Below are 25755 nucleotides of genomic sequence, written 5' to 3'. Positions count from 1 at the left end.
CATTAAGTAAAAAGCCAGCCTAGTGCTGGCTTTTTGCTATCTAGCGTTTGGCACCTATCTAAACTACGGCAAGGCAGTGGGTTTTGATCTCGGCCTCAGTGCCCAGGCTCGATTCTCGGTACCCCAGCCATTAAGTAAAAAGCCAGCCTAGTGCTGACTTTTTGCTATTCGGCGTTTGACTAACATTAAATACAAAGAAAAACCCCGAGTCTTGCGACTCGGGGGTTATGTTTATCTTCCAGCTCTCAGCTTCAAGCTTCTTGCTGCCTTTAAAGCCCCATCGCATACTTCATGACGCGAGTTTTTAACGGCCCGCTGTGCTGAGCCGCCCTAAGACTTAAGTTACGCAGTATTTTCAGTGGCAAAATATCATTGCTAAAAGCGTGATAGCAGACATCCATGGTGGTTTGCATTAACAGATTATCGGGCCGACGACGGCGCTGATAGCGCGCTAAACGCTCAACAGAGCCAATGTCTAATTGCGCCTCAGCACCTTGGCTCACCAAATCAACAATGGCGGCCACGTCTTTAAAGCCCAAGTTAACGCCCTGCCCTGCCAATGGATTTATAGTGTGTGCCGCATCACCCAGTAACACCACGCGTCCTTTCACATATTGATTGGCGTGGCGGCGGCGCAGCGCAAAGCTACCTTTGCTTAATACCTTAAAGTTGCCTAGGCGCGGTGGAAAATTCGCCATCACTTGCTCGGCCAGCGTCTCGTTGTCTAATTTGGCCAATGCCTGAATCCGCTGTTTTTGGTCGTACCAGACCAAACACCCCTGCTCCTTACCCAAGGGCAAGAAGGCACGCGGGCCGCTAGGCGTAAATTGCTGCCACGTCATATCTGACTCTAATTGATCCGCTTCTATGCTGATCAGCATGCATCGTTGGCCGTAATCCCAAGCACTGATGCCAATGCCGGCGAGTTGCCGAGTAAAGGACTCGGCACCGTCACAAGCAAGCACTAAGCTGGCGTTAAGCTGTTGGCCATGTGCGAGCGTGAGGAACGCGCCACTTTCGGTTTGGTGCAGCGCTTCCAGCCCATTGGGGCAATCTAGGGTCACGTTTGGGTATTGCGCCAAGGCTTGCCACAGGCCGAGTTGGATCAGGCGGTTTTCCACCATGTAGCCGAGGTAATCACAGTTCACGCTGGCGGCAGAAAACTCAGTATGAAAACCTTGCCACTCGTAGGCTTCAAGTCGTTGATAAGGCCAAGCGCGCATGTCGAGAATACGTTGCCACGCCCCCGCCTTCTCTAATAAGGCCACCGAGGTGGCGCTAATGGCGGATACCCGCAAATCCTGTGGCTGCTCTGGGTTAAACTCCGTGGGCCGTTTGGCTTCTATCAGTCGAATCGACAACCCAGTAGGCGCCAATAACGCTGCGGCTAAGGCGCCCACCATACCGCCGCCAATAATGGCAATGTCACACTCTTGCTGTTGCATATCCATTTGTTGCATGTCCATGGCTACCTCACGCTTTTTTCTCATTCTATCGTAAAAGTAACACAAACTCGGCGCTTATCTGCCCGTCTCTTACTCTGTGTGGCAGGGTGTTGGGCTGGATATTATCTGGTCACTCGCGCCATAAAGGAGTAGAATTTGCGCCCTGATCCCATGTCCCTTGCCGTCATGTCCATTGCTGTCATGTCAACGGCGGCCGTTATCTCAAGAGAGCCATGAGCAAAAAACTTCACATTAAAACCTGGGGCTGTCAGATGAACGAATACGATTCATCTAAGATGGCCGATCTGCTGGATGCCGCCCACGGCTATGAGCTCACCGACGACCCAACAGAAGCCGATGTACTGCTACTAAACACCTGCTCTATTCGTGAGAAAGCGCAAGAAAAGGTGTTCCATCAGTTAGGCCGTTGGCGCCCGCTAAAGATGATCAACCCTAAGCTAGTCATAGGCGTAGGCGGTTGCGTGGCCTCCCAAGAAGGGGAAGCCATTCGCGCCCGTGCCCATTACGTGGATTTAGTATTTGGTCCGCAGACTCTGCATCGCCTACCGGCCATGATCAAAGCTGTGCTCGAAGGGAACGGCGCTCAGGTAGATGTGAGCTTCCCCGAGATTGAGAAATTCGACAACTTGCCCGAGCCCAGAGCCGAAGGCGCCAGCGCCTACGTGTCCATCATGGAAGGCTGTTCTAAGTACTGTTCGTTTTGCGTGGTGCCTTATACCCGCGGCGAAGAAGTCAGCCGCCCTATGGATGACGTGCTCTACGAAATCGCCCAGCTTGCCGATCAAGGCGTGCGCGAGGTGAATTTATTAGGCCAAAACGTGAACGGCTATCGTGGCGAGACTCATGACGGCAGCATTTGCAGCTTTGCTGAATTGTTGCGCTTAGTCGCCTCTGTCGATGGTATTGACCGCGTGCGCTACACCACCAGTCATCCGATTGAGTTTACCGACGACATTATTGAGGTCTACAGAGACACGCCTGAATTGGTGAGCTTTTTACACCTGCCGGTACAAAGTGGCTCGGATCGCATTTTAACGCTGATGAAGCGCGCGCACACGGCGTTGGAATATAAGTCTAAAATCCGTCGACTGCGTGCGGTACGCCCAGACATCACAGTGAGCTCCGACTTTATCATCGGCTTTCCCGGTGAAGATGAAGACGACTTTGAGCGCACCATGCAGCTGATTAAAGACGTGGGCTTTGACTTGAGCTACAGCTTTATCTTTAGTGCCCGCCCCGGCACGCCGGCCGCCGATTTGCCCGATGATGTCCCCTTGGACGAGAAAAAAGCCCGTTTGGCACGCCTACAAACCCAGATCAACAATCAAGCGCAGCAGATCAGCCGTCAAATGCTCGGCACCACCCAGCGCATCTTGGTCGAAGGCCCTTCTAAGATGAATCCGATGGAGCTGCGTGGCCGTACCGAGAATAACCGCGTGGTGAATTTCGAAGGTGCCCATACCCTGATTGGTGGTTTTGCCGACGTAGAAATTATCGAAGCCAGACCCAATAGCTTGCGCGGTCAGTTTATTCGCGGTGAAGATGAAATGGGCTTACGCGTACAGACCTCACCGCAGAGCATCTTAGAACGGCGCCCCGATGGCGTACCCGATGCCACCGGTGTGGCCACGTTTACGCCTTAGCTTATCCGTAAGGAGTGAGGCAAAGACGTTTCCCCTCTCGCCTCACCATTTACTCCTCACGTTTATTGAATAACAGGAGTTAATTTGACCTCTGCCGTGACTACTTTAGAACTTGAATTAGCGCCCGCCGATGGCGCGCGCTTGGCCAGCCTCTGTGGCCCGCTTGATGACAACATCAAGCAACTTGAACGTCGTTTAGGCATAGAAATTAATCATATTAATCAGCATTTCACCCTAGTGGGCACTCTGGCTCAGGTGAACATAGCCGCCGATTTATTAAAGCATTTGTATGTGGAAACCCAACCGCTGCGCGGCCAAGCCGTGCCTGATATCACGCCAGAAGTGGTGCATTTAGCCATTCAAGAAGGCAAGATATTGGATCAAGATGACACAGCGGATATCGAGCATGTGTACGGCAAGTCAGTGAATATTAAGACCAAGCGCGGTCTCATTAAACCACGCACGCCGAATCAAGCGCATTATATGGCGCATATGTTAAGCCATGATATTACCTTTGGCATTGGTCCTGCCGGCACAGGTAAAACCTATTTAGCCGTGGCAGCGGCGGTAGATGCCTTGGAACGCCAAGAAGTGCGGCGCATCTTATTGACCCGCCCCGCCGTAGAAGCCGGTGAAAAACTGGGCTTCTTGCCCGGCGACTTAAGCAAGAAAGTCGACCCTTATTTGCGCCCGCTGTATGACGCCCTCTTTGAAATGCTCGGCTTTGAGCAAGTCGAGCGGCTGATTGAGCGCAATGTGATTGAAGTGGCGCCCTTGGCCTATATGCGCGGTCGCACCTTAAATGATGCCTTTATTATTCTCGACGAAAGCCAAAACACCACGCTTGAGCAAATGAAGATGTTCTTAACCCGCATCGGCTTTAACTCGCGAGCCGTGGTCACCGGCGACATTACCCAGATCGACTTGCCGCGTAATGCTAAGTCCGGCTTGCGCCACGCCATAGAAATACTGGATGGCGTTGAAGGCCTCTCTTTTAACTTCTTTTATGCAGAAGATGTTGTGCGCCACCCCGTGGTGGCGCGCATAGTGCGCGCATACGAAGCCTTCGACAATCAGCAAGCAGAGCTAAACGACCAAGCCGCTCTAAACGACAAGCAAAACTAGAGAACAAGGAACATCATGAAGTTGTGGTTAGATTTACAAGTCGCCTGTGATGAGACACCGGATTTGCCGAGCGAAGCTGAATTCGAGACTTGGTTGCAAGCCGCGCTGCAAGCGGCACTGGCAGACGAGCGCGAAGAGGCCGAAGTGACGGTGCGTTTGGTGGACGAAGCAGAGAGCCAAGAGCTTAACCGTGACTATAGAGGTAAGGATAAGTCCACCAATGTGCTATCTTTCCCCTTTGACGCCCCGCCCGGCATAGTACTGCCCTTATTGGGAGACTTAGTCATCTGTCGCCAAGTGGTGGAGCGGGAAGCCATTGAGCAGGCTAAACCGCTCACCGCCCATTGGGCGCACATGGTGATACACGGCTGCTTGCATTTACTGGGCTATGACCATATTGAAGATGATGAAGCCGACATAATGGAAGCAAAAGAAATTGCCATTCTGGCTACCCTTGGCTTTGCCAATCCCTACTTAGATGATGAAGGTTAAATTAGGTCAATGAGCGACGACAATTCGAACTCAGAATACGGTTCGTCCGTTAAGAAAAATTGGCTAGAGAAACTGGGCCAACTTTTTCAGGGCGAACCGAAGAACCGTGAAGAGTTAGTAGAAGTGATCATGGAAGCCAGTCAACGAGAGCTTATCGATCAAGATACCAAAGACATGATTGAAGGCGTGCTCGCGGTGAGCGAGCTCAGAGTGCGAGACATTATGATCCCGCGTTCACAAATGGTGACGGTGGAGAAATCTCAGCCCGTGTCCTCATTTTTGCCCATGATTATCGAGTCTACCCATTCGCGCTTTCCGGTGGTAAATGAAGATAAAGACCACATAGAGGGCATATTGCTGGCCAAGGATCTGCTGCAATATGGCTACGGTCTTAACGATAATACCTTCACCATCGACAAGGTACTGCGCCCGGCCGTGGTGGTGCCTGAGAGTAAGCGTCTCGATAAACTGCTCAAAGAATTTCGCCAAGAGCGCTATCACATGGCGATCGTGGTTGATGAATTTGGTGGCGTCTCGGGCTTGGTGACCATAGAAGACATTCTGGAGTTGATCGTCGGCGATATAGAAGACGAGTTTGATGCGCAAGAAACCGCTGAAATCCGCCAAATTACGTCGCGGGTATTTGCAGTGGCCGCCCTTACCGACATCGAAGATTTTAATGAATTCTTTAATACCGACTTTAGTGATGAAGAGGCAGATACAGTAGGCGGACTCGTGATGCACGCCTTCGGTCATTTGCCCGCTAAAGGTGAACAGCTCGAAATTAACGGCTTTGTCTTTAAGGTGGCCCACGCGGATCGTCGACGTTTGCTGCAATTACAGGTTAAGCTCCCCAGTACTCAAGACTCCTCCACCTCGGATACCCTATAAAAGTGCGCCACTTATTACTTAGCCTTGGAGCCCTGCTGAGCGGGGCTTTAGGTGTGTTTGCTTTCAGCCCCTTTGATATTTGGCCACTCGTCTTGGTGTCCATCTTGGGTCTATATGCCACTACCCAAAATCTCAGCGCTGGGCGAGCCGCACGGCAAGGCTTTATCTGGGCCATGGGATTTTATGCCGTGGGTTTGTGGTGGATCCATAACAGCATGACCATTTTTGGCGGCCTGCCCTTGTGGTTGGCTGCCGTTTTGGTGGGCTTGTTAGCCGCGTATTTAAGTTTGTATACCGCCGCCGCTATTTGGCTGGCGCAACGCTTAGTGCCCTCTCGCACTTGGCGTGCCCTGCTGGTGTTACCCGCCCTGTTGGTGGTTGCCGACTGGTTACGAGGCTGGGTCATGACCGGCTTCCCTTGGTTATGGTTTGGTTACAGTCAGGTCGATGGCCCGCTAGCCAGCTTAGCCCCTGTGGTTGGCGTGCAAGGTATTAGCTGGCTACTCATTTTTACTGCCGCCAGCATTTGGCTATTGTTGCAGCGTAAAATCAGCTTATGGCCAGGCTTTACCGCCATACTGCTGTGGGGCTTAGCCTATGGCAGCGGCAGTGTGCAGTGGGTCACGCCTACTACAGAAAGTAACTTTGCACTGGTACAAGGCAATATTGAACAGTCCATTAAGTGGAGCCCAGGCCAATTAGAAAGAAGTTTACAGCGCTACATTAGCCTCACCTTGCCAGAGCGGGATGCGGACGTCGTCATTTGGCCTGAGTCGGCACTGCCCAGCACTGAGCAAGAACTCGCTCCTTGGTTGGAGCAAGTGGATCTCTTGATGCGTGATCGTAAGCAAAGCTTGATCACAGGTCTAGTCTCAGAGTCTGCCTCGGGTGACATCTATAACGCCGTCATTACCCTTGGCAAAAATAGTATTCCTTATGGGTTGAACCACAGTAATCGCTACTACAAGCAGCATTTAGTACCGATAGGCGAGTTTGTGCCCTTTGGTGACTTGTTACGCCCTCTAGCGCCACTTTTTGATTTGCCCATGTCATCTTTTGCGCGCGGTAAAGCGGAACAGCCCGATTTAAGCGTCGGAGATCAGCAGCTCAGCGTGGCCATTTGTTATGAAGTTGCCTTTCCCCGTTTAGTGCGCGCTAACATGAAGCCCGACACCGACTACTTGCTCACCGTATCCAACGATACTTGGTTTGGCGAGTCTTGGGGCCCTTGGCAGCACCAGCAAATTGCCCGCATGCGTGCGCTGGAATTAGGCCGGCCATTAATACGTGCCACCAATAATGGGGTCACCTTGGTCACCGATGAAAAGGGTCAGATCACCGCCAGCTTGCCCCAGTTTGAAACCGGCGTATTGCAAGCTAAGGTGACCGGCATGACTGGCCTCACCCCTTATGCCCGCTATGGCAGCACGCCATTACTGGCTTGGTTATTGATCAGTGGACTGGTGGGCATCACCCAAGGCCGCCGCCAGTTTCACGGCCGCCAACAACGCTTAGCCGCCCAACAAAACCTGCGCATGAGAGCAAGAAGCTAACGCAGCGCCCGACGCTAAGCACCAAGCGCCCAAGTGAGATACAAAAACGCCGCATCATGTGATGCGGCATTTTTTTAATTGTAAAAATAGATTTTGCCGACCACAAAAACAAGGCTAGCTGCAAATGGTTTTGAACTTGTAGCCAGCAATTTATTCGCTGGTCCTGCGAAGCAGGATATTTAGCCTAAAAATTAGAACAAAACCGTGCCGAATAAATTGGCACACTACAAAAAACAGAGTATCTGTAGCCACGTCTCTTTGGTAAAGAGGACTTCGCTGGGCCAGCGTAGCTAGCTGCTTTGAAACAAGACACCAAACCGTGCCGAAGTCCTCTTCGCCGAAGAGACGAGCATCTACAAAAGTTAAATACGAAACCCGACCCAACACCGAGCCTGCAGATCCTGTGTTGTTTCCCTCACTCACTCTTTTTAGCTGGGCGCCGGGCGCTTGGTGCTCGGCGCTGTCTGTTACACCGCTAACGGCCTACGGATAAAGCGATCGTGATTGCACTCCAAACAGCTGGTTAGCACTTCGGGGTGAGTTATTTCATGAGAATGGGCGCACAAGGTGCAATCAAAGCGGCCGGGACCGACGATGTCGCCAGCTTGGTATTCGCCGTGATTGGTTAATTCCATGGCCAGCTCGTGCCATTCTAGTTGGCTTTTATCGGTGATCTCAGACAGCCAGCCCCAAATAGTGCCTTTAATGCTTTGATAATACATGCTGTCTCTAAATGCATCGCCACTTTCTTCTAACTCCACCAAATCGCGTTTCACGTATTCGGCAATCAGCGCCAATTCATCTTTCGTTAAATCGCTGGCCGCTTCCATGTAGGCGCGGGTCTTATCCACCAGCTCCTTAATGCTGATACTATCATCTTCTTGCCAGCGTTTTTTCAGCTCGGCCACAAACTCTTCGTAGCCTTTTTTCTTCTTATGATCCTGATTATCCATGTGCTTTCTCCCTTAAGATGCTCGGTGCTAGGGGGCGGCTATTGTTGCCTTTCCCCCCCTAGGGTATTCTATGTCGATATATCGCCGTGGTTTATCACCCATTTCTCAGATCCGGATGTCACACATGCAAGAGCAATACATTCCCCACAATATTGAGCCCAAAGTACAAGGTTTGTGGGCAAATCAGCAGACCTTTAAGGCTACCGAACAAGCGGATAAAGAGAAGTTCTACTGTCTTTCCATGTTTCCTTATCCCTCCGGCCGACTGCACATGGGGCATGTACGTAACTACACCATAGGTGACGTTATCTCGCGCTATCAACGGCTGCAAGGTAAAAATGTTATGCAGCCTATAGGTTGGGATGCATTTGGCCTGCCTGCCGAGAACGCCGCCATCAATAACAAGACGGCACCCGCGCCTTGGACCTACGAAAACATCGACTACATGAAAAACCAGCTCAAGCGCTTGGGCTTTGGTTATGACTGGAGCCGTGAGTTCGCCACCTGTGACCCCGAATATTACCGTTGGGAGCAGTGGTTCTTCACTAAGTTGTACGATAAAGGCTTGGTCTATAAGAAGACCTCGTCCGTTAACTGGTGTCCGAACGATGAAACCGTACTGGCCAACGAGCAAGTAAACGACGGCTGTTGCTGGCGTTGTGACACGCCGGTAGAGCGCAAAGAAATTCCCCAGTGGTTTATTAAAATCACCGCCTATGCCGACGAATTGCTGAACGAGCTGGATAATCTGGACGAATGGCCAGAGCAAGTTAAAGCCATGCAGCGCAACTGGATTGGCCGCAGCGAAGGCGTCACCTTGAGCTTTAAGGTCAGTGGCCAAGATGAGGCTTTTTCTGTTTATACCACCCGCCCCGATACCTTGTTTGGTGTGACCTACGTCGGCATTGCCGCCGGTCACCCGTTGGCCGCGCAAGCTGCCGCTACCAATCCCGCCTTGGCCGCCTTTATTGACGAGTGCAAGCACAACAGCAAAGTCGCCGAAGCCGACATGGCCACCATGGACAAAAAAGGCATGGCCACGGGTTTGTATGCCGAGCATCCGTTAACGGCTAAGCAAGTGCCGATTTGGGTGGCCAACTTCGTATTGATGGATTACGGCTCAGGTGCCGTGATGTCGGTACCGGCTCACGATGATCGCGACTTTGAATTTGCAAAACTTTACGGCTTGGATATTATCCCGGTTATTAAGCCCACCGACGGCACTGAGCTTGATATCAGCGAAGCGGCCTTTACCGAGCACGGCCTGCTGTTTAACTCCGAGCAATTTGATGGGTTAGACTTTCAAGCGGCATTTGATGCCATCGCCGATACCTTAATCGAGAAAAAACTTGGGCAGCGTACCGTGAATTATCGCCTGCGCGATTGGGGCGTAAGCCGCCAGCGCTACTGGGGTGCCCCTATCCCGATGTTGACGCTGGAAGACGGCTCAGTAGTGGGCGTACCCGAGGCAGACTTGCCGGTGATACTGCCTGAAGACGTGGTAATGGACGGTATTCAAAGCCCGATCAAAGCGGATCCTGAGTGGGCGAAAACCACTTATAACGGCCAACCGGCACTGCGCGAAACCGATACCTTCGACACCTTCATGGAGTCATCTTGGTATTACGCGCGCTACTGCAGCCCGCACAATAAAGACGGCATGCTGAACCCAGAAAAGGCCAACTACTGGTTGCCGGTGGATCAATATATCGGCGGTATCGAACACGCCTGTATGCACCTGTTGTACGCCCGTTTCTTCCATAAGTTGCTGCGCGATACCGGTTTGGTGGAATCTGACGAGCCGTTTAAGCGCTTACTGTGCCAAGGCATGGTATTAGCCGATGCCTTTTACTACACAGATGAAAAAGGTGCGCGTAACTGGGTAAGCCCCCTCGATGTGAATCTTGAGCGTGACGAAAAAGGCCGCATCCGAAAGGCACTGGATAAAGACGGTCATGAGCTGGTACACACCGGCATGACTAAGATGTCTAAGTCGAAAAATAACGGCATAGACCCACAAACCATGATCGATAAATACGGCGCCGATACCGTGCGTTTGTTCATGATGTTTGCCGCCCCCGCCGATATGACGCTGGAATGGTCAGACTCAGGTGTGGAAGGCGCGCAACGCTTTATTAAACGCTTATGGAAACTGGTGTTTGAGCATCAAACACAAGGCTCAGTAGCCGCACTTGATGTGGCAAGTTTAACCGGTGAGCAAAAAGCGCTGCGCCGAGACGTGCATAAGACCATCGCTAAAGTCAGCGATGATATCGGTCGTCGTCAAACCTTTAACACCGCCATTGCCGCTGTGATGGAGCTGATGAACAAGCTGACCAAGATTGACAACACAGATGCACAAAATCGCGCGCTGTTACAAGAAGCACTGGCCGCCATTATCGTCATGTTGCACCCAATTATTCCGCACACTTGTTTTGAGTTGTGGCAAGCACTGGGTCAGCAAGATATCGATCACGCGCCTTGGCCTGTGGTGGATGCCCAAGCCTTGGTAGAAGATGAAAAGCTAGTCGTGGTGCAGGTGAACGGCAAGGTACGGGGTAAAATTACCGTGGCCGCCGATGCCGACCAAGATGCGGTAAGCGCCATTGCCCAAGCCGATGAAAACGTGTCGCGCCACTTAGCAGACAAAACCGTACGCAAGGTTATCTACGTACCCGGTAAGCTGCTGAATATTGTAGCGAACTGATCTTGTTGTGAGGCGTGAGGGGTGAAGAGTGAGGTGGTTACCCCTAACACCTCACGCCTTACTCCTCACATCAGTTAAAGGAATTTTCATGTTCACATCGATTAAAGCCACGGCCTTAATATTGCTGACCTTACTGTTAGTCGGTTGCGGCTTTCAGTTAAGAGGCGGTGAAAACTTAGCACCCGAATTACGACGCTTAGCCTTGGTCGGTGACGACAAAAGCCAGTTTTATCGGTTAGTGTCGGCACGCCTGCAAAGAGCTGGCGCCGAGTTGGTGTCACCGGGTTCAGGTGCGCCTATCTTGAGCATTACCGGTTTAGGCCAAAGTAATGCGGTGGCCTCGGTGAATAACTTCGCCGACGCATTGGAATACGCCAGCCGTTTTGGCACCCGCTTTACGCTGGACATGCCCGATGAGTCGCGCCAGGTGTTTAATGTCACCTTTAACCGCAGCTTCCTCGATAAGTCCGCCCAAGCACTGGCATCGAGCCGTGAGCAACAGCAGTTGCGTGAGCAAATGGAGCGGGAAGCGGCCGAGCAAATTGTCCGCCAGCTGAACCGTTTGAGTTTCTAATGCGGCTGTATCCAGAAAAACTGGCACAACATCTTAAAGCAGGGCTAGCGCCCTGCTATTTTATTTATGGCGATGAGCCCTTGCTCAAATTTGAAGCCCTAGACATGTTGCGCCAAGCGGCCCGCGACCAAGGTTTTGACGAACGACTGCGCTTTGATGGCGATCCCGGATTAGACTGGGACGAAATTTTTGCCGCCAGCCAAAGTTTAAGCCTGTTTAGCCAACGGCAAATTATTGAACTGCAGCTGCCCGAAAAGCTCGATAAAACCGCCTCCGAGCGGCTGCGCGAATTACTCAAATATTGCCATCCGGATCTTTTGCTGCTTATTACCGGCCCTAAACTGAATCAGCAACAACAAAAAGGCGCCTGGTTTACGGCACTCAGTAATGCCGGCCCCGTTATTCCGGTAGCAACACCTGAAGGTACGCACTTACAACGCTGGGTCAGCCAACGCCTCATGCAAAACGGCCTGCAAGTGGATGCGGAGGGTGTAAACTGGCTGGCGTTTGCCTTTGAGGGCAACCTATTAGCACTCAGTGGCGAGATAGAAAAGTTGGCGCTGCAAAACTTAGCTCAGCCGTTAAGTTTGGCGCTGTTACAAGCACAAGTGCAGCCCCATCATCAATTTAATCCGTTTCAGCTGTTTGACCCACTGCTCGAGGGTAAGGTGAAACGCGCCACGCGTATTTTATTACAGCTGCGCGGTGATGGCATAGACGCCGGCATGCTCTGTCATCTCTTTGCCAGAGAATTAAGCCCACTGATCCAAATGCAATTAGGTTTAAGCGCGGGTCAGACGTTTTCACAACTCGCCGCCCAGCTGCATATTTGGTCCAGCCGCCAACACTTGGTACAAGGCGCGCTTAACCGCTTGCCTTTGCCTAAGCTACAGCAGCTACAAGCCATGCTCGCCGCCGCCGATCTGGCCGTAGCTAGTTTCGATGATGACGAAGCCTGGCGCTGGCTATACAGCATCTGCGTCGGCTTTTTAGATGACAACAAGATGGGGATCACCCCCTAGCGCCAAGTTAAAGACAAAACACCTAAACCAGATTTGCAACGAAATCCACGAAACCAACGAAAAAATAGGGACAAAATCTGAATGGGATTTAAGGGATAAAACGGCCGCCATTACACAAAACGGTATTTACTTTGTTGTCACTCTTACCAATCTGATGCTCTGGCTTTTTTCGTTGTTATCCTAGCTTAATTTTTTAGCGGATTTAGTGGGTTTCGTTGCAGAAAGTCTTTGGTCTCTGTTTTTAAGCCGCTTTCATTTCACGGAGCAACGTCATGAACAAAGCCATTGGTTTATTGGGTGGTACCTTTGATCCGATTCATGTGGGGCACTTGCGACCGGCGATTGCCCTGCTTGAGTGCTTAAATTTAAGCGAAGTGCGCTTAATTCCTAATTATATTCCGCCCCATAAGGCGACTCCCGATAGCTCGCCTGAGCACAGACTGGCCATGGTGAAATTGGCCGCCAGCCAAACCACAGGGCTGGTGGTGGATGAGCGCGAGCTTAACCGCGACCGTCCTTCTTATACCTTGGATACTTTAAAAGAGCTTAGGGCTGAGCTACCCGACACGCCGCTGTGTTTCCTTATGGGCATGGACTCCTTATGCCAATTAGATCAATGGCATGGCTGGCAACAACTGCTAGATTATGCCCATTTAGTCGTCAGCCACAGACCCGGTTGGCGGCCAGACTTTAATGATAATATAACTACGCTGGTCAGCACCCACGCCACCCCAGACACCAAGCAATTGAGTCGCCAGTTAAACGGTTACATCTACCTGTTTGATAGCCCGCAACTGGACATTTCTTCGACACACATTCGCGATTGTGTAAAAGCGGGGAACAATCCGCAATATTTGTTGCCAGAACCCGTGCTCAACTACATTCGTGACAAGGGACTCTATCAATTGCCCGTGTTATAATCCGCCGTCATAATTTTATTGAGGAGCGCACCCCTTGCAAGGTAAAGAACTGTACGATTTTATTGTTGATAAGCTCGACGATAGCAAAGCCCAAGACATCCAAGTGCTGGACGTCGTTGGCAAGTCCACCATTACCGACTGCATGATAGTGTGCACAGGTACTTCTAGCCGCCATGTGAACGCCATTGCTGAACGTGTCGTTATGGATGCCAAGCAAGCCAACCTCACTGTACTGAGCATGCAAGGCAAAGACACAGGCGAGTGGGTATTGGTCGACTTAGGTGATGTGATCATTCACGTGATGCAAGACGAAACACGTAATTTATATGAGCTCGAAAAACTGTGGGGCGGCCCAACAGTAGGAGCAAGCGCCTAATGAAACTACAACTGGTGGCGGTAGGTACCAAAATGCCTGCTTGGGTCACCACCGGTTTTCAGGAATACCAACGGCGTTTCCCGCGGGATTTACCCTTGGAGCTGATTGAAATCAGCGCCGGTAAACGCGGAAAAAACGCCGACATCGAGCGTATTTTACAGCGCGAAGGCGAGCAAATGCTGGCGGCCGTGTCTAAGTCTGCTTGCATCGTGACCTTGGATATTCCTGGCAGACCCTGGACAACGCCTCAATTAGCCGGCGAGCTTAATCGCTGGCAAATGGACGGGCGTGATGTGGCGATTTTAATTGGTGGGCCCGAAGGGTTGTCGCCGGCGTGTAAAGCTGCCGCCGAGCAATCTTGGTCGTTATCCACCTTGACCCTGCCTCATCCCTTGGTACGCGTAGTGGCGGCAGAAAGTCTGTATCGCGCTTGGAGCGTGAATAACAACCACCCTTACCACCGAGAATAAGCATGGCTAACGCTCGGGTAAAGATGCGCAACCACAGCGCCGAATCCTCGTTATACTGGCGCCGCGCCGTTATTGCCTTTATTGGCATCTTGGTTTTGCTCGGCGTATTGCTCGCTAATCTCTACCATGTGCAAATTACCGAACACCAAAGTTATCAAACTCGGTCCAACGATAACCGTATCAAGGTGGTGCCCGTGCCGCCCACCCGTGGTCTTATCTACGATCGCAACGGCGTGTTATTGGCAGAAAACCGACCCATTTACAGCCTAGAAATTACCCCCGAACAAGCCACCAATCTGGATCAGTATGTCGATCAACTGATCACCTTGCTGGATCTGGATCCAGAAGTGAAAACGCGCTTCTTCAATGAAGTTAAGCGCCAGCGACGTTTTACGCCCGTGGTGTTAGTAAACCGCCTTAACGAAGAGCAAGTGGCGCGCTTTAGCATTAATCAGCACAAATTTCCTGGCGCCTCTATTGAAGCCTACCTCAAACGTTTTTATCCTTATCGCGATACCTTTACCCACGTGATTGGCTATGTGGCGCGCATTAACGACAAAGACGTAGCTCGCCTTAAAGAAGACAACAAACTGGCCAATTACGCTTCAACTCATGACATAGGTAAGTTAGGGGTAGAACGTTATTACGAAGACATGTTGCATGGCCAAACCGGCTATCAAGAAGTGGAAGTGAACAACCGTGGGCGGGTGATCCGTACCCTTAAATATCAGCCCCCCATACCCGGCAATGATATTTATCTGAATGTGGACGTTGCCTTACAACAAAAAGCACAAAAGTTGATGGGCAATCGGCGCGGTGCAGCTGTGATCATGACGCCACAAGATGGCAAAATTTTGGCGTTAATCTCAAGCCCCAGCTACGATCCTAACCTGTTTGTGCATGGTATCAGTGGCCCCGAGTATCGTGAATTACTCAACAATCCCGACCGACCGCTGATCAACCGTGCCAGCCAAGGTATTTATGCCCCCGCTTCCACGGTCAAACCCATGTTAGCCGTGATGGGCTTAAACGAAGGCGTATTCACGCCCAGTACCCGCTACTTTGGTGCGCCTTTCTTTCAAATTCCCAACACCAAACATAAGTTTCGCGACTGGCGCCGCTGGGGACATGGCTGGATGGACGTGTATCGCGCCATCGAAATTTCCGCCGATACTTTCTTCTATGATCTGGCCTACAAAGCCGGCATAGATACCATGCATGATTACATGACCCGCTTTGGTTTCGGCCAATTCTCCGGCATAGACTTGCATGAAGAAGCCAATGGCACTATGCCCTCCCGAGATTGGAAGCGCACTCGGCACAAGCAAGCTTGGTTTCAAGGCGACACTATTTCGGTGGGCATAGGCCAAGGCTACTGGGCAGCCACACCGCTGCAACTGGCACGTGCCGCCACCATATTAGTGGATCACGGTGAAACCATACACCCAAGACTACTCGATGCCATAGGTACACCCGATGGCAAAATAGCCATGCCGGTCAGCAAAGGTAAGCCGATTGTGCTTAAACAAGACAACTATTGGAACGTGGCGCTGTCCGGCATGCACAGGGTTATCAATGGTAAAGAAGGCACGGCGCGCCGCGCCTTTGCCAACACCCCTTATACCGCGGCGGGTAAGTCAGGCACAGCTCAAGTATTTAGCTTGGCCGAAAACCAACAATATGATCATGCTTCCACCAAAGAGCATTTACGTGATAACGCGCTCTTTATCGCTTACGCCCCTTACGAAGATCCTAAGGTAGTGGTGTCTGTGGTGCTAGAAAACATTGGCGGCGGCAGCTCCCATGCCGCTCCCGTGGCCCGCTCATTACTCGACTTATATATGATCCCTGATATTGAGCCAATAGTAATCGACGAGAGTGCGGCCGACACGGCTGAGGAGCAAGATTAATGGCTAAACATAAAAACCGCCGCTCGTTAAGCGAAATTTTACACCTCGACTGGCCATTATTTTTAGCTTTGTGCTGCCTGTTAAGTGCCAGCTTGGTCATCTTATATTCTGCAAGCGGGGAGGATTTAGATTCCCTGTTCCGCCAAGCTATGCGCTGCGGCTTAGCGTTCGTGGTAATGCTGGGGCTGGCACAATTACCCCCCAGCTTTTATGCCCGTTGGTCTCCGCCGGTATTTGTGTTCGGCATTATATTACTGGTGTTGGTGATACTGGTGGGAGATGTGGGCAAAGGCGCCCAGCGCTGGCTGGAATTTGGCAGTATTCGCTTTCAACCCTCAGAGATAATGAAGCTGGTGATGCCGATGATGATCGCCACCTATATTAGTCGTTACCCGCTACCACCGAGCCTACTGCAGGTGTTTTTAGCCTTGATCATGGTAATGGTGCCCACGCTATTAATTGCCAAGCAGCCAGATTTAGGCACCTCCTTATTGGTGGCGGCCTCAGGCTTTTTTGTGATTTTTTTAGCGGGTTTGTCGTGGCGTCTGATCGCCGCCGCCTTGGTGGCTGTGGCCGCTTTTTTGCCACCGCTGTGGTTTTTCTTGATGCACGACTACCAAAAGCGACGGGTTCTGACACTGCTTAATCCAGAGTCAGATCCGCTAGGTGCGGGTTATCACATCATACAATCTAAGATTGCGATTGGCTCCGGCGGCTTGTGGGGCAAGGGCTGGCTGCAAGGCACGCAATCGCAGCTGGAGTTTTTGCCCGAGCGACACACGGATTTTATTTTTGCGGTGCTGGCTGAAGAGTTCGGCTTGGTTGGCGTTTGCTTGCTGGTACTGTTATACCTTTTCATCATTTGGCGCGGCCTGCATATCTCTATGCAAGCACAAGGTGCCTTTCCACGGTTATTAGGCGGCGCACTCACCCTGACCTTTTTTGTTTATGTGTTCGTTAACATCGGCATGGTCAGTGGCCTGTTGCCCGTGGTGGGCGTGCCCTTGCCTTTGATCAGCTACGGCGGTACCTCTATGGTTACCCTAATGGCAGGTTTTGGTATTTTAATGTCTGTGCACTCTCATAAGCGCCTATTGGCTAAATAAAAGGATTATCGAATGCGTTTTGCTCTTCTTTCTGCTGCTCTCTTGCTCTCTCCCGCAGCCATGGCACAAGACACTAACCCCGAACAAGCGGCTTGGATTGATCAATTGGCCACCAAGTTTGAAATACCCGCCAGCGAGCTAAACGCCGCCTTGTCTCAGGCTACCTATCAGCAGTCGATAATCGATGCCATGACCCGCCCTGCAGAAGCCAAGCCGTGGAGCGTCTATCGCCCTATCTTCTTAACCGAGAAGCGCATCAACGACGGCGTTAAGTTTTGGCACGATCATAAAGCGCTATTAGATCAAGCCGTGGAAACATCAAAAGTGCCGGCCGAAATTATCACCGCCATCATAGGTGTAGAAACCTCCTATGGCGCTAACATGGGCAACTACAAGGTGCTGGATGCGCTCTATACGCTGGGCTTTCATTATCCGCCCCGTGGCGAGTTTTTCCGCTCGGAGTTTGGTCATTACTTAGCGCTATCTAAAGAACAAGGCTGGGAGCTGGATAACCAAAACGGTTCTTATGCCGGCGCCATGGGCATGGGCCAGTTTATTTCATCTAGCTATCGCCACTACGCCATAGATGCGGACTCAGACGGCGTGCGTAACTTATTTGTGGCCGACGACGCCATCGGTAGCGTAGGCAACTATTTTTATGAGCACGACTGGCAGTTGGGCGATGGCGTAGCTTATCCAGCCAAAGTCAGCGCCGCTCAAGTTGAGGCGGCAGACGCCTTTATTGAGCCGGCACTGGAGATAAATCACACTTGGGCCGAATTTGTAGCGGCCGGTATTGTTATCGATCAAGCGCTGGATGCCGAGACGCCTGTTAAGCTACTTAAGTTAGATGGCGTCGATGGCCCCGAATACTGGGTGGTCAGACATAACTTTTATGTGATAACTCGCTATAATCGCAGTCCTCTTTACGCCATGGCGGTCTATCGACTGAGTGAGCAGCTGAAACATGCCTATGAAAAATCTTTATAAAGCACTGTTACCGGTTACCGTATTGGTATTAACGGCCTGTAGCAGCTCCCAATCTCAGATTGAGCAAGCGGAGCAAAAAAAGCATGGCACGCACAGCAAAGGATCTGCTAAAGGTGAGATCAGAGACGCGCGCTGGCATAAAGAAACCGCCGGCGGCCGCTATAGCCTGCGCCAAGATGTGCCACCGGAAGATGCCCCAAAGCTTGATCATGTAAAAGACGCCGTGCCCCGCTATGAGCCCTATACGCGTGGCGGCAATAAGAATTACAATGTCTGGGGTCAAGACTACGAGGTCTGGCAAGACGTACAAAATTATCGCGATGAAGGCTTAGCCTCTTGGTATGGCGCCAAGTTTCACGGTTTTAATACCTCAAACGGCGAAGTGTACGATATGTACACCATGACGGCGGCCCATAAAAACTTGCCGCTGCCCTCGTTTGTGCGCGTCACCAACAAAGACAACGGCAAGCAAGTGGTGGTAAGGGTCAACGACCGTGGGCCGTTTCATGAAGGCCGCGTAATTGACTTGTCCTATGCGGCGGCTTATAAGCTCGGCATGTTGGCCACCGGCACCGCCTCGGTAAAGGTAGAGCTGATAAAGATGGCGCCTAACGGCAAAGAAATCCGTTTGGCCCAGAATGGCAACGTGCTCAATGGCCGCCCCGTCAGTGGCAATCAGCTGTATGGCACTAAGGCCGAGAACGCTGCGGGCGTCGGCAATAATGTCGCAAGTAGCACTGTCGCCAGCAATGCCGTGGTGAGCAAAACGGTGGCAGCGACGCCAAATCCGCAAACGGGGGGGGCGAATGCCAAGCACATACAGCTAATGGCGACTCGCTCACCGGACAAAGCCCAAGAGCTGGCGGCAAGATTGAGTAAAGAATACGGTTTTCCGGCGCGGGTAGAACGCCAGTCGGAATGGTACCGCTTACAAATGGGCCCCATTCCAGGTAACAAGACACAAGCGATCTTAAATCGTTTGGTCGCTCAAGGGTACGCTCAGGCTTACTTTATAAACTAAGCGGCCTTCTTTAGCGTTAGCTGTTTACTTGCACTTTTTTACATACGCTTTTATATCACTTTTTACACAGAATGGGCCCGTTTAGGGCCCACACAGATAGGGTTCTCACACACGTTATGCGCATGATCACTCCCCTTGCTACTTTATTGCTGGCCACCACGATTTCTGTTTCTGTCCAAGCACAAGTTCTTTCTCCACCCAGTGTGGCGCCCATGATCCCTGAGGCACCGGCCATTGCGGCTAAGTCTTATGTATTAATGGATTATGCCAGTGGCCAAATATTGGTATCTGAAAATGCCGATGAGAAACTGCCTCCGGCTAGTTTAACTAAGATGATGACCTCCTACATTTTGGCGCAAGCGATTAAAGAAGGTAAGGTCAAAAACGAAGACATGGTCACCGTTAGCGAAGCGGCCTGGGCACAAAACTTCCCCGGCTCTTCGGTGATGTTTTTAGAGGTGGGCAAAGAAGTCAGCATAGAAGCACTTAACCGCGGCATCATTATTCAATCTGGTAATGACGCCACAGTTGCCGTGGCCGAGCATTTGGCTGGCAGCGTTAACTCCTTTGCCGACTTGATGAACGCGTGGGCGGCACGCTTAGGCATGACCAACAGCCACTTTGTGACGCCCCATGGTCTGCACTCTGATGCTATGTATACCACAGCCCACGATATGGCGTTGTTAGGCCAAGCCTTGATCCGCGATGTGCCAGAAGAATATAAAATTTATTCTGAAAAATCTTTCGTGTTTAACGGCATCACTCAACACAACCGCAACTCTTTGTTGTGGGATAAGTCGTTACAGGTAGATGGCATTAAAACCGGCCACGTGGATGCAGTTGGCTACAACTTGGTCTCATCTGCCACCCAAGAAGACATGCGTCTGATTGCCGTGGTCATTGGTGCCAGCAGTGAGCGAACTCGTGCCGCAGAAAGTAAGAAACTGTTAACTTACGGCTTTCGCTTCTTCCAAACTGTGACTCCCTATGCGGCGGGCACTAAGTTAATGGATCAGCCTATTTTACTGGGTGATAAAAGCAGCGTGCAACTGGGCGTAGACCAAGCCGTGTCTGTGACCATACCGCGCGGCCAAGCCAAAGACTTGCAAGCTGACTTTACGCTCGATAGCGCCTCATTGCGTGCACCGTTAGCTAAAGGCGAGCGCGTGGGCACCTTGCATCTGAAACTGAACGATAAAGACGTAGCGACGCTGCCGTTAGTGGCTTTAGAAGACGTTCAACAAGGCGGTATCTTTAGCCGCATGATTGACTACATTAAGCTGTTCGTTAAAGGTTTATTCAACTAAGCGCCGCCTTTAAATAATAAATGACAGCCGAAAGCTCCACCTTTCGGCTTTTTTATGGGCTCGATGTAATGGAGCCAGCCAGAGACCACATAAGTTGTCGGTTTAAGAAGCCAGCGTTTTATGGTAAAAATGTGACTTGGGTTATAAATGTGACTAAGGTCTTTATCACCCCCCTTATCAACGCACGCTGTAAAGGTTGTTATGACGAGCCAATTAAACACCAAATTTGATGAATACTTAGACTTTCCCTGCCAATTTCCCTTCAAGATTTTAGGCTTGGCCGACCCGCAACTGCCCGATATGGTAGTCGAAGTGTTACAGCTGCACGCACCTGGCGATTACAGCCCAACGGTAAAGCCTAGCAGCAAGGGTAACTACCATGCGGTATCGGTATCGGTCACCGTCACCAGTAAAGAGCACATAGAAACTCTCTATCTCAAACTGGGTGAACTAGAGCTGGTTAAATACGTACTCTAAGCCTTTGCCCCTGAGTGACCTAGGGCACGCACAACAGAGAGTTAGGACAAGCACAGTGGCACAAGATCAACTCACAATACGGCACTGGGGTGAAGCCTCTTATGAGGATGTATGGCATGCCATGCAAGACTTTACCAACCAGCGCGGCCCAGAGACCCAAGACGAACTTTGGCTGGTCGAACATCCGCCTGTGTTCACTCAGGGTCAAGCCGGCAAGCCCGAGCATATTCTTAATCTAGGGGATATTCCCTTGGTGAAAAGCGATCGCGGCGGCCAAGTGACTTATCATGGTCCGGGTCAGTTGATCGTCTATTTGCTGTTAGATGTGCGCCGTAAGAAGCTCGGCGTGCGCCATCTGGTCACCAGCATGGAAGTCTCTATCGTTGAGTTGCTGGCCCGCTATGATATTCAAGCCTATGCCAAGCCTGATGCACCGGGCGTTTATGTAAAAGACGCCGTGGCCATAGAGCACAAAATTGCCTCGTTGGGCTTGCGCGTGCGCCGTGGTTGTTCTTTTCATGGCTTAGCGCTCAACGTCAACATGGACCTAACGCCTTTCTTGCGTATTAATCCCTGTGGTTACGCAGGCTTACCCATGACCATGACGGCACCTTTAGGCGGCCCGCAAACGATTGGCGAAGCTCAGTCTCAACTCATACCCAAGCTGGCAGAACAGCTCGGCTATCCACATCTGTATTACACAACAGAGAAGCTCAAATTATGAACAAACCTGTGCGCGTCGAAGCCGGCGTAAAATTACGTGATGCCGACAAAATGGCGCTGATCCCAGTTAAATACATGCCTTCGCCTGACGAAGAAGTGTTACGTAAGCCGGACTGGATGAAGATCAAACTTCCTCCTAGCAGTCAGCGTATTCAGGAATTAAAAAGCATCATGCGCAAGAACGACTTGCACTCAGTGTGTGAAGAAGCGTCTTGCCCTAACTTGTCCGAATGCTTTAACCACGGTACTGCCACCTTCATGATTTTAGGTGCCATTTGTACTCGTCGTTGTCCATTCTGTGACGTGGCCCATGGGCGCCCACTGGCGATAAACCCAGACGAGCCGGCCAAGCTGGCCAAGACCATCAAAGAGCTGGCTCTTAAATACGTGGTGATCACTTCCGTTGACCGCGACGACTTGCGTGACGGCGGTGCTCAGCATTTTGTGGATTGCATTAAAGCCATTCGTGAGCAAAGCCCGAATACCAAGATCGAGATCTTAACCCCCGATTTTCGGGGTCGCATGGACACGGCATTAGAAATCTTTAAAGACACGCCGCCCGACGTATTCAACCACAATCTCGAAACCGCGCCGCGCCTGTATCGTATGGCCCGCCCGGGTGCCGACTATAAGTGGTCATTAGAATTACTGCGTCGCTTTAAAGAAATGCACCCGCAGGTGACCACTAAGTCTGGTCTGATGATGGGCTTAGGCGAAACCAACGAAGAAATCGTTGAAGTGCTGAAAGACTTGCGCACCCACAACGTGCAGATGCTGACCTTAGGCCAATACCTACAGCCAAGCCGCCATCACCTGCCAGTAAAGCGCTACGTAACGCCTGCAGAGTTTGCCGAGCTAAAAGACATTGCCGACAACCTAGGCTTTGAACACGCAGCAAGCGGCCCGCTGGTACGCTCGTCTTACCACGCCGACCTGCAAGCACAAGGCATGGAAGTTAAATAGTTTGTGAGGGGTAAAGTGTGAGGGGTGAGGTGTGAAACAAGCCTTACGTCTAACGCTTTACGCCGATAAGCTTGATAACTGCCAAAAATAAAAAGGAGCCGCGAGGCTCCTTTTGTGTTTTTAGTGTTTTTCTGACGGCTGATAGCTTACCGCTGACAGCGATCTTTTCAGCCGTCTTCCTTAATCTTTCTGCCGGCCAACGCCGTGCCAGTAAACAGGCCACTTTCCCTCTGCACCGTAATTATTCACCACAGCTGCAATCGCCACCAAGGTGATACTGCCGACGAGCACAGGTGTGAACAGATAATCAAATCCTACCAAGCCCTGCCCCGCTAGAATAATCACCAGAGGATTAGCGCCTGCTGGCGGATGTACGGCTCTAAAATACTGCATCAACAGAGTGGCAATACCGACCGCTAGCGCTATAACAATAATGGAATCACCGAAGCCATATAGCGCAATCAGCCCTACCGTCGCGCTGATCAAATGCCCCCCGATCACGTTACGTGGCTGAGCTAATGGTGAAGTCGGCACCGCAAATAACAGTACACAAGTCGCACCAAAAGGCGCCATCAGCCAAGGCACGCCGGTTGACTGACTCAAGATGCAAATCGTCAATATGCCAAGCGCGCTACCGACTAATCCCTTGAGCAATTGAGTCAGGGTTGGTTTGGGCGGTAACGTGCCGCCACCTTGTAGTCTTTTCATTTTTAATCCCTTAATTAGCCATCAAACCCGCTGGTTTGCCTGTGTTACACTGCCCGTACAGATCTGTACTCAAGATGTCAATGGTACAGACCTGTACACAAAGCAAAAGGTACAGATCTGTACCTAAAGAAGCAATACCTAAATTTACTCGCGGAGCAGCAATGAGCATAAAAGAGCATATTTTGGATGTAGCAGAGTCGCTGTTTAATGAGCTTGGCTATACCGCTGTGGGTGTCGATTTGATCCGAGATCAGGCGCAGGTATCTAAGACCTCTATGTACCGGCATTTTGGTTCAAAAAATAACTTAATCGAGGCCGTGCTCGCCCGCAGACATCAATACTTCGAAACACAGCTCACTCCGATTTTCGCCAGCGCTGCCAGTGTCGACGAGCGCTTAGATGCACTGCTGGATTGGCACTTTGCTTGGTTTCGCAGCAAAAATTTTAAAGGCTGCATGTTTATGCATGCGCTGGCCGAATTCAAAAGCCAAGATGACGCCTTGGCGAAACAAGCGCTGCAACATAAAGCCTGGTTAAAGTTGCTGCTGCTTTCTTTGTTCGAGCCTGCAGATACCCGCCGAGCAGTTAAAACCGAGGCGATTCTTACCTTCTTAGAAGGCATGATTGTTAGAGCAGAATTTGGACAAATAACTGAGCATGAAGAAGCTTATAGATTAAGCATAAAAGCCTTAGTTAAATAATACAGATGATTCCTCTGTAATTTTAATAAAATATATAAAATTTAAATACTAATGGATTTATTTATCAGTATTAAAGTTGCTAATAGAAAATTACCTTTTTGTATATTAATCAGTGACAGAGAAATTATTATTAAATTATTTTTTTGTAGAGCCTCATTCATGTTTCTGCAGTCTCATTCCTGAGGCGGTGGCACCATACTGACCAGCTCAATCAGCGTCTGCAGCTCCCGCTGTACCGGAGCACTAAACGGAAAACCGATGTTGATGCGCAGGCAGTCTTGATAACGGTCCGAGGCGGTAAACAGCCCGCCGACGCGGATATCTAGCCCTCTCCGCTCTGCCACTGCGCCTATTGCCCCCGCATCCAGCCCCGGTATTTGGAGCCACAGCACCAGACCGCCATCCGGCTGGGAAATACGGCTACCCGCAGGCAAATGTTGAACAAGATAGTCGAGATAATGCTGTTTATGTTCGGCCAGCCGATAACGAGTGCGTTTGAGATGCTTAGCATAGGCGCCGGCCTCAATAAAATCGGCCAGCGCGAGCTGCATCAGGGTAGGCACTCCCAACGCCCGTTGCACAACAGACTGGAAGTATCGTCCAGGGCGACACCAGCCTAGGCGATAGCTGGGCGACAGCGTCTTGGACACAGATCCGCACCAGATAACGAAGCCTCCCTCGTCATGATAAGCGGCCGGCAGCGGCACATGCTGCTGGTGGTGATGCTGATGGTGAGCCAGTTCGAGATAGACATCATCTTCAATAACCGGCACTCGATAATGGTTGGCCAGCTGCGCCAGTCTTTGTTTTTGTGGCACAGACATAGTGAGCCCGTGAGGGTTCATGTGGGTGGTACAAAACAGGCCTGCCTGCACGTTACCGAGCTGCAAGTGGTGCTCCAGCTGATCCAGATCGATCCCTTCCTCTAATGAAGGAATTTCCACGATACGCAATGACAACTGAGACAGTAAATCCAGTAAACCATTGTAACAAGGCGAGCTGATGGCCACAGCGTCACCGGGTTGGGTACAGACTTCGAGCGCGGTTTTCACCGCATCCATGCAACCATGGGTGATAACCAGCTCATCAGCATTGAGCGCAAAGCCACACTGGCTGAAGTGCTTAGCCAGAGCGGTGCGCAGTGAGGCTTCGCCTTGTGGTACTGGATAACTGCTCAAGCGCGCAGAGGCGCGTTTCATCGCTCGCCGAAAGCTACTCTCCAGAGCGCTTTGGCTGGTCTTTTCCAGAGACAGGCGCGCGGTGCCTAAGGGGCCTTCCAATGTCGAGGTATGGCGATGTTGACCTGAAGGGCTGGAAAGCCGACTTTCAAATGCTGTCCACTCGGGAGGCTTGGCAACCAGCCGTTTAGGCGCGACGAAAAACCCGGCCTTCGGGCGCGATATTAGCCAGCCGAGAGATGCCAACTCGGCGTAACAACTGACGGCGGTGGACATACTCACCCCGTGCTGCTGGGCAAATAGCCTGAGCGACAGCAGACGATCGCCAGGGCTAAGTTTACCCGTGTGAATATCCTTGATAAATTTCTCTGCCAACTGTTTATATTTGGCCATGCCACTCCATCTGTACCCATTAATTTCCAATAAACTGTATCTGTACCGTCTTCTACTCGCAAGCGATACTGAGCTATCTCATACAG

The 25755-nt window shown here is 51.2% G+C and carries 24 protein-coding genes; 20 read left to right on the top strand and 4 right to left on the bottom strand.

All coding sequences use genetic code 11. From position 1 onward, the window contains the following. Positions 1 to 269: 269 nt before the first annotated feature. Complete coding sequence (locus ACEN2G_RS11835) at positions 270 to 1466, bottom strand: FAD-dependent monooxygenase (protein ID WP_442021761.1); 1197 nt, start codon at positions 1464 to 1466, stop codon at positions 270 to 272. 212 nt (positions 1467 to 1678) lie between these two features. On the opposite strand from ACEN2G_RS11835, the gene miaB reads away from it, so the two are divergent. From miaB to lnt, 5 genes are all read left to right on the top strand, one after another. Continuing rightward, the gene (miaB, locus tag ACEN2G_RS11830; protein WP_442021759.1) at positions 1679 to 3109 is read left to right on the top strand and encodes a tRNA (N6-isopentenyl adenosine(37)-C2)-methylthiotransferase MiaB; all 1431 of its coding nucleotides are present in this window, start codon (positions 1679 to 1681) and stop codon (positions 3107 to 3109) included. 84 nt (positions 3110 to 3193) lie between these two features. After that, a complete protein-coding gene (locus ACEN2G_RS11825; RefSeq protein WP_442021757.1) occupies positions 3194 to 4234 on the top strand; it encodes a PhoH family protein in 1041 nt (346 codons plus the stop codon). A gap of 15 nt (positions 4235 to 4249) precedes the next feature. Continuing rightward, positions 4250 to 4726, top strand: a complete 477-nt coding sequence (gene ybeY / locus ACEN2G_RS11820; RefSeq protein ID WP_442021755.1) for an rRNA maturation RNase YbeY — start codon at positions 4250 to 4252, stop codon at positions 4724 to 4726. Between the two features lie 9 nt (positions 4727 to 4735). Beyond that, on the top strand, positions 4736 to 5617 hold the full coding sequence (corC, locus tag ACEN2G_RS11815; RefSeq protein WP_442021753.1) for a CNNM family magnesium/cobalt transport protein CorC: 882 nt from the start codon (positions 4736 to 4738) through the stop codon (positions 5615 to 5617). A 53-nt stretch (positions 5618 to 5670) separates the two neighbouring features. Then, positions 5671 to 7170 (top strand): apolipoprotein N-acyltransferase, encoded by a 1500-nt coding sequence (gene lnt, locus ACEN2G_RS11810; RefSeq protein WP_442021751.1) that lies wholly within the window; start codon positions 5671 to 5673, stop codon positions 7168 to 7170. Between the two features lie 467 nt (positions 7171 to 7637). On the opposite strand, the gene ACEN2G_RS11805 is transcribed toward lnt, so the two are convergent. Further along, entirely contained in the window at positions 7638 to 8123 is a 486-nt protein-coding gene (locus ACEN2G_RS11805; RefSeq protein WP_442021749.1) for a zinc ribbon-containing protein, read from the bottom strand. 124 nt (positions 8124 to 8247) lie between these two features. Here ACEN2G_RS11805 and leuS point away from each other — a divergent pair, with 124 nt between their 5' ends. The 14 genes from leuS (at position 8248) to lipA (ending at position 22689) form a co-directional block, all read left to right on the top strand. Beyond that, positions 8248 to 10830 carry a leucine--tRNA ligase gene (leuS, locus tag ACEN2G_RS11800; protein WP_442021763.1) on the top strand — a complete coding sequence of 861 codons (2583 nt, stop codon included), beginning with the start codon at positions 8248 to 8250 and terminating at the stop codon, positions 10828 to 10830. A gap of 88 nt (positions 10831 to 10918) precedes the next feature. Then, a complete protein-coding gene (locus tag ACEN2G_RS11795; RefSeq protein WP_442021747.1) occupies positions 10919 to 11404 on the top strand; it encodes an LPS-assembly lipoprotein LptE in 486 nt (161 codons plus the stop codon). Continuing rightward, positions 11404 to 12426 (top strand): DNA polymerase III subunit delta, encoded by a 1023-nt coding sequence (holA, locus tag ACEN2G_RS11790; RefSeq protein WP_442021745.1) that lies wholly within the window; start codon positions 11404 to 11406, stop codon positions 12424 to 12426. Before ACEN2G_RS11795 ends, holA begins: the two co-directional genes overlap by 1 nt. A gap of 272 nt (positions 12427 to 12698) precedes the next feature. After that, complete coding sequence (gene nadD / locus ACEN2G_RS11785; protein ID WP_442021743.1) at positions 12699 to 13346, top strand: nicotinate-nucleotide adenylyltransferase; 648 nt, start codon at positions 12699 to 12701, stop codon at positions 13344 to 13346. A gap of 34 nt (positions 13347 to 13380) precedes the next feature. Then, complete coding sequence (gene rsfS / locus ACEN2G_RS11780; protein ID WP_442021741.1) at positions 13381 to 13722, top strand: ribosome silencing factor; 342 nt, start codon at positions 13381 to 13383, stop codon at positions 13720 to 13722. Then, positions 13722 to 14192 carry a 23S rRNA (pseudouridine(1915)-N(3))-methyltransferase RlmH gene (gene rlmH / locus ACEN2G_RS11775; RefSeq protein ID WP_442021739.1) on the top strand — a complete coding sequence of 157 codons (471 nt, stop codon included), beginning with the start codon at positions 13722 to 13724 and terminating at the stop codon, positions 14190 to 14192. The genes rsfS and rlmH overlap by 1 nt, the downstream gene beginning before the upstream one ends. 2 nt (positions 14193 to 14194) lie before the next feature. Continuing rightward, entirely contained in the window at positions 14195 to 16102 is a 1908-nt protein-coding gene (mrdA, locus tag ACEN2G_RS11770) for a penicillin-binding protein 2 (RefSeq protein WP_442021737.1), read from the top strand. Further along, positions 16102 to 17208 carry a rod shape-determining protein RodA gene (gene rodA / locus ACEN2G_RS11765; protein ID WP_442021735.1) on the top strand — a complete coding sequence of 369 codons (1107 nt, stop codon included), beginning with the start codon at positions 16102 to 16104 and terminating at the stop codon, positions 17206 to 17208. Before mrdA ends, rodA begins: the two co-directional genes overlap by 1 nt. A gap of 12 nt (positions 17209 to 17220) precedes the next feature. Further along, positions 17221 to 18198: a lytic murein transglycosylase B gene (gene mltB, locus ACEN2G_RS11760; RefSeq protein WP_442021733.1), complete on the top strand. Its 978-nt coding sequence runs from the start codon at positions 17221 to 17223 to the stop codon at positions 18196 to 18198. Then, the gene (locus ACEN2G_RS11755; RefSeq protein ID WP_442021731.1) at positions 18176 to 19219 is read left to right on the top strand and encodes a septal ring lytic transglycosylase RlpA family protein; all 1044 of its coding nucleotides are present in this window, start codon (positions 18176 to 18178) and stop codon (positions 19217 to 19219) included. The genes mltB and ACEN2G_RS11755 overlap by 23 nt, the downstream gene beginning before the upstream one ends. A 116-nt stretch (positions 19220 to 19335) precedes the next feature. Then, positions 19336 to 20526 (top strand): serine hydrolase, encoded by a 1191-nt coding sequence (locus ACEN2G_RS11750; protein ID WP_442021729.1) that lies wholly within the window; start codon positions 19336 to 19338, stop codon positions 20524 to 20526. Positions 20527 to 20727: 201 nt separating this feature from the next. Further along, complete coding sequence (gene ybeD / locus ACEN2G_RS11745) at positions 20728 to 21003, top strand: DUF493 family protein YbeD (RefSeq protein WP_442021727.1); 276 nt, start codon at positions 20728 to 20730, stop codon at positions 21001 to 21003. 55 nt (positions 21004 to 21058) lie between these two features. After that, positions 21059 to 21727, top strand: coding sequence for a lipoyl(octanoyl) transferase LipB (gene lipB / locus ACEN2G_RS11740; RefSeq protein WP_442021725.1), 669 nt, complete (start codon positions 21059 to 21061; stop codon positions 21725 to 21727). After that, entirely contained in the window at positions 21724 to 22689 is a 966-nt protein-coding gene (gene lipA / locus ACEN2G_RS11735) for a lipoyl synthase (protein ID WP_442021723.1), read from the top strand. Before lipB ends, lipA begins: the two co-directional genes overlap by 4 nt. A 180-nt stretch (positions 22690 to 22869) precedes the next feature. On the opposite strand, the gene ACEN2G_RS11730 is transcribed toward lipA, so the two are convergent. After that, positions 22870 to 23397: an HPP family protein gene (locus tag ACEN2G_RS11730; RefSeq protein ID WP_442021721.1), complete on the bottom strand. Its 528-nt coding sequence runs from the start codon at positions 23395 to 23397 to the stop codon at positions 22870 to 22872. A 161-nt stretch (positions 23398 to 23558) separates the two neighbouring features. Here ACEN2G_RS11730 and ACEN2G_RS11725 point away from each other — a divergent pair, with 161 nt between their 5' ends. Further along, on the top strand, positions 23559 to 24098 hold the full coding sequence (locus ACEN2G_RS11725) for a TetR/AcrR family transcriptional regulator (RefSeq protein ID WP_442021719.1): 540 nt from the start codon (positions 23559 to 23561) through the stop codon (positions 24096 to 24098). A gap of 173 nt (positions 24099 to 24271) precedes the next feature. On the opposite strand, the gene ACEN2G_RS11720 is transcribed toward ACEN2G_RS11725, so the two are convergent. Continuing rightward, complete coding sequence (locus tag ACEN2G_RS11720) at positions 24272 to 25669, bottom strand: aminotransferase-like domain-containing protein (protein WP_442021717.1); 1398 nt, start codon at positions 25667 to 25669, stop codon at positions 24272 to 24274. Positions 25670 to 25755: the final 86 nt, after the last annotated feature.

It is taken from the genome of Oceanisphaera sp. W20_SRM_FM3 (assembly GCF_052119705.1).
Classification (GTDB): Bacteria; Pseudomonadota; Gammaproteobacteria; order Enterobacterales; family Aeromonadaceae; genus Oceanimonas.
This window is presented reverse-complemented; position numbering and strand designations above follow the sequence as displayed.